The sequence below is a fragment of the Planctomycetia bacterium genome (assembly GCA_034440135.1).
Classification (GTDB): Bacteria; Planctomycetota; Planctomycetia; order Pirellulales; family JALHLM01; genus JALHLM01.
Genome location: JAWXBP010000119.1, coordinates 1 through 4502, shown reverse-complemented (window position 1 = coordinate 4502; position 4502 = coordinate 1). Strand labels below are relative to the sequence as shown.

Annotated in this window: 5 protein-coding genes; 3 read left to right on the top strand and 2 right to left on the bottom strand. The window is 60.3% G+C overall.

What is annotated here, in order from left to right:
- Positions 1 to 49: 49 nt before the first annotated feature.
- Entirely contained in the window at positions 50 to 961 is a 912-nt protein-coding gene (locus SGJ19_06660; protein ID MDZ4779914.1) for a nucleotidyl transferase AbiEii/AbiGii toxin family protein, read from the bottom strand.
- A complete protein-coding gene (locus SGJ19_06655) occupies positions 958 to 1560 on the bottom strand; it encodes a type IV toxin-antitoxin system AbiEi family antitoxin domain-containing protein (protein MDZ4779913.1) in 603 nt (200 codons plus the stop codon). Before SGJ19_06655 ends, SGJ19_06660 begins: the two co-directional genes overlap by 4 nt.
- 564 nt (positions 1561 to 2124) lie before the next feature.
- Here SGJ19_06655 and SGJ19_06650 point away from each other — a divergent pair.
- Genes SGJ19_06650 through SGJ19_06640 form a run of 3 tightly spaced genes read left to right on the top strand, consistent with a single transcriptional unit; the run spans position 2125 to position 4366 of the window.
- Complete coding sequence (locus tag SGJ19_06650; protein MDZ4779912.1) at positions 2125 to 2322, top strand: hypothetical protein; 198 nt, start codon at positions 2125 to 2127, stop codon at positions 2320 to 2322.
- Positions 2319 to 2807: a DUF2924 domain-containing protein gene (locus SGJ19_06645; GenBank protein MDZ4779911.1), complete on the top strand. Its 489-nt coding sequence runs from the start codon at positions 2319 to 2321 to the stop codon at positions 2805 to 2807. The genes SGJ19_06650 and SGJ19_06645 overlap by 4 nt, the downstream gene beginning before the upstream one ends.
- A complete protein-coding gene (locus SGJ19_06640; GenBank protein ID MDZ4779910.1) occupies positions 2804 to 4366 on the top strand; it encodes a recombinase family protein in 1563 nt (520 codons plus the stop codon). The genes SGJ19_06645 and SGJ19_06640 overlap by 4 nt, the downstream gene beginning before the upstream one ends.
- Positions 4367 to 4502 lie beyond the last annotated feature (136 nt).

Sequence of the window (4502 nt, the reverse complement as noted above, 5' to 3'; positions counted from 1 at the left end):
GTCATTTGTCCAGCGAATCACCCGGCGGCCGTCTCTCGTCGCGTTCGGGTTATTGCCACGAACCGCCTCGCTTCCATTGTTGCTTGAACGACTCTCGATTGGCAAGCCGCAAGGCAATGGGTTGGAGAAAGCTACGAACGCTTGGCAAAACGATGGCAAATGCGGGGACGTTCGCGAGCATGCTGCGCCGCACAAATGCTTTCCATTGAGCAATCTTCGCGGCGTCGCTGGCGAAGCGGTCGGAAAAACAGATCGGGTCGGATTCGATGGGTGTCTGGCGTTGCTCGAAGGTGGCGCGGATTGCAGCCGCCAAGGCCTCGCCCTCAAAATCGAAGTGCGCCGCCAACGTGGCAACATCGAAAAAGTCCTTCATCCGGCTATTGAGCTCGCCGAGCTTGACCATTGCCTCGAACTTCTCTGCAATCGCGGTTTCTCGATTGTAAGCGAAAAGTTCGGCGGACGGTGAGTCCAGAATCGTCGGGTAGTTTATTTTCGATGCGGCCGGCGTAATGACGTCGCTGAATCCGATGTCAATTTGCATGCCGATTCGCGCGGTGCCGAGTCTAGCGTTGAATGTAGCTCGAACGCCCTCGTAATCCGCGTCCTCGGTAATCCGCTCCGTGACCACGCTTGTTGCGTCGAAAGCGAGTCCATCTTCTTCTACTTGCGTTTGGCAGACTGCCGCAATCACGCCGCGGATTGCCTCCAAGTCGTTACTCAGCCGCCCCAGCAAATCGATATCGCGCGTGGGCCGCGTAGTCGGTATTTTCCAAACGACGAATAGAAGCGCTCCTTTCAGGACGAATTGGTCGCGGTACGTCGACTGCGAAAGTCGAAAAAGCCAGCGTTCCAAAGCGTAGTATTGAAGCACGTCGCTGAACTGCCGGTCGGCCGCCTTGGCGACGTTGGCGAGTCGTTGACGCACGGAGGCAGCGATGTTTTTGATGGGGCCCTTGGTCATACGCTTGCCTCCAGATAGGGGCGTAGGATTTTCTCGACTCGACACACGCGAGCGAATTCCAGGACTTGTTGGAGCTGAGGTCGTCGGCGCTGGCGATAGGTCTTCAGAGCTTCCAGGGCGACATCGATCCCAACTTTGTTGCGGTATTTGAAGCTGTCGGCGAGCGTTTTTTCGGGGCTGTAAATTCGGACGGTCACGCCGTCGATTGAATGGGTTTCAATTCCGGCGGCAAACGCCTGTTTAGAAAAACGGAATACGCGGACTGGCGGATAGAGGATCACGGGTTTCCGGGCGGACCGCGTAAGCGCCAGGTATACTTCATGGGGAATCTGCGTTGTGAGTTGATGGAACGCCAGCGCCGAGATCAGGCAGATAACGCCTTGGGGCACTCGCTTGGCGACTGTGGCCAGGTCGGGTTCGCTGAGCGGCGGTAGGCTGGCTAGCCGAAATACGCCTCGCGACAGTTGTTCCAGCTCTCCGGTATCCCGCATCGCGTAAAGGGTCCGGGGGTGAATGCCGGCTTGGATCGCTTCCTTCGTTCGGAGCGTACCCCCTTGTTTGTCGAACGCTTTGCGAGCGTTTTCGGTCGAATTGGACATGACGCAGCTCCGGGATGGATATAAACGCTCGCACATTCTATAAAGTGTATGCGTTCTTATCCAGTCTGGTCGCGGGAAACATCGGGGGTTCGTGGATAAAGAGCCCCCTGCACCCGCCTGAGGTTCGTCAAAACCAGGACGGGAACGGGCGGAAATTGCCCCCCCTGCGTGGCGTAAAACTGTTCGCACCAGGGGGCACTTTCTGCCCCTTTACGCAAACGGTTGTGGAAACGCTACAGCCGCCCGTGAACGGAGCGCGGCGCAAACGGCATACATAACCGAGGGAGGGCGCGACGTGCGCCCCATCTATCTTCTCTCGGAACAAGAACGATGCCGGCACGCTCCTTGTCGCACCCATCCGAATTGACGTCCGATCAGCGATTCCGCCATCTGGCCGCGATCCTCGCTCAAGGTGTTCTTCGTTGGCGACAGCTCGCCCATCTGGCCGCTGTCGAAAATCTCTCGCAATCTCCGCTCAGGGGCCTTGAGGTTCTCTCGGAAACGAGGCTCTCTGTGTGCGTGGGTTTTGATCCCGACCTGGAGACCACGAATGCGAGGTGAACGATGGAAGAAACGCGAGAGAGTTCTATTGCCGCCATTTTGGCCCGCGGGCTGTTCCGCGTCCGGCGCTGGCACGAACGCGTTGGCCTGACGGGCGACCCGCCCAGCGCCATCCCCGAGGCGGCGTCCAACGACAGCCAACATTGTCGCGAGCCCGAGCCACCACTGGCCAGGGCCGCTACGCAAGGAGGTGAACCATGAAACCCGAAACCGCTGCGGAGATCGCCCGGCTCGAAAACTTGTCAGTCCACGAACTGGCCAAGCGATATGAAGAACTCTTCGACGACGAATGCCGGAGCCGGCACAAACGCTATCTGATTCGCCGCATTGCTTGGCGATTGCAGGCAAACGACGAAGGCGGTCTGACGGAACGTGCGTTGCAACGCGCCGGCGAACTGGCGGTCGACGCCGAAATTCGCGTGACGCCACCGCGTGAACGGCAATTGATGAACAACCGGGTCGCAGTCGCGCAGCCAGATGGTTTCGTTGACTATGACCCGCGATTGCCGCCGCCGGGCAGTTGGATCGAACGGAAGTACAAGGGACAAATGCTCCGCGTGCTGGTCCTGGAGGACGGCTTCGAGTACGAGGGTCGGCGGTATCGCTCGCTCTCCTCGATTGCCAAGGAGGTCACGTGCTCCCACGTCAACGGCTTCCTGTTCTTCAAGCTGGGGGGCAAAGCATGAAGAAGTCCGTAAAACCCTCCTCGCCAACGAGGCGTTGCGCCATCTATACCCGCAAGTCGAGCGAAGAGGGGCTGGAACTCGAATTCAATTCGCTCGACGCGCAGCGCGAGTCGGGCGAAGCCTTCATTGCCAGTCAACAGAACGAGGGCTGGGTCTGCTCGCCCGAACACTACGACGACGGCGGGTTTTCCGGGGGCAGCATGGACCGGCCGGCGCTGAATCGTCTTCTGGCGGACATCACCGCCGGCAAGATCGACTGCGTGGTGGTCTACAAGGTCGACCGGCTGAGCCGATCGTTGCTCGACTTCGCCCGCATCATGGAGACGTTCGACAAGAAAGGTGCCTCGTTCGTATCGGTCACGCAGCAATTCAACACGACCCATTCGATGGGCCGGTTGACGTTGAACGTCTTACTTTCGTTCGCCCAGTTCGAGCGCGAGATCATTGGCGAACGCATCCGCGACAAGATCGCCGCCCAGCGCCGCAAGGGGAAATGGGCCGGCGGCGTTCCCGTCTTGGGCTACGACGTCGACCGCACGAACCCCAGCCCCAAACTGGTCGTGAACGCCGAGCAGGCGACCCAGGTTCGCCGGATTTACAGCCTGTACCTGGAACTCGGTTCGCTCCTGCCGGTGGTTGAGGAACTGACCCGTCGTGGTTGGTGTAACAAGGCCTGGACGACCAAGAAGGGCGGCGCGCGCGGGGGGCGGCCGTTCGACAAGTGCTCGGTCTACGCCCTGCTGACCAACCCGATCTACATCGGGAAGATCAAACACAAGACCGACGTGTTCAACGGCGAGCACCAAGCGATCATCGATGCTGATGTGTTTCGCAAAGTTCAGACCACGTTGCAGCAACACGGGCGTGGGCGCGGCAATTACCTGATCAACAAATACGGGGCGCTACTCAAAGGCCTGTTGCATTGCCAAGCCTGCGACCACGCAATGGTCCACACGGTCACCAGTCGCGGGTCGAAGCGTTACCGCTACTACACCTGCGTCAAGGCGATCAAGAGCGGCCGAAACGCATGCCCCACCAAGTCGCTTCCCGCCGCCGAGATCGAGGCGACGGTCGTTGACCAGATTCGTTGTATCGCGCACGATGCCGACCTTCGCGCCGAGGTGCTGCGGCAGGCATGTTCCGCGACCGAAGCCGATGTTGGTGAATTGACGACCCAGCGCGGACAACTCGAACGCCAATTGGCCCGCGACCACGCTGAAATCCGCCGGCTCGTGGCACTCCCCGAGCCGAGTAGCGCCACGACCGCCCGAATCGCCGACCTCCACGAACGGATTGCCCGCGCAGAGGGGCAACTGGCGTTGGTGCGGAACCGGGGCGAAGAAGTTGAACGCCAGCGTATCAGCCACGCCGACGTGGCGGCGGCGTTCGCCGACTTCGACAACGTTTGGAACGCACTGAGTTCGCGCGAGCAGGCCCAGGTGCTGTCGCTCTTGGTCGCCCGCGTCGAGTTCGATCCCGCCGAAAGCACCGTCGCCATTTCCTTCCATCCCTCGGCCATCAAGACGCTGGCCGAGGCCAACCGCGAGGACGCCGCATGATCATCGTCAAACGCAAGATTCAGTTCGACCGCACCGCCCACGGCCAGCGGCGGATTTCTCCACGCGAAGCCGACACGACGCCCGTCGAGCGTGGCCGCGTTCCCCGGATTTCACGGTTGATGGCGTTGGCCATTCG

Bases quoted from the DNA above. Each gene is read 5' to 3' on its own strand.
- SGJ19_06660 (MDZ4779914.1), bottom strand. From the start codon at position 961: ATGACCAAGGGCCCCATCAAAAACATCGCTGCCTCCGTGCGTCAACGA.
- SGJ19_06655 (MDZ4779913.1), bottom strand. From the start codon at position 1,560: ATGTCCAATTCGACCGAAAACGCTCGCAAAGCGTTCGACAAACAAGGG.
- SGJ19_06650 (MDZ4779912.1), top strand. From the start codon at position 2,125: ATGGAAGAAACGCGAGAGAGTTCTATTGCCGCCATTTTGGCCCGCGGG.
- SGJ19_06645 (MDZ4779911.1), top strand. From the start codon at position 2,319: ATGAAACCCGAAACCGCTGCGGAGATCGCCCGGCTCGAAAACTTGTCA.
- SGJ19_06640 (MDZ4779910.1), top strand. From the start codon at position 2,804: ATGAAGAAGTCCGTAAAACCCTCCTCGCCAACGAGGCGTTGCGCCATC.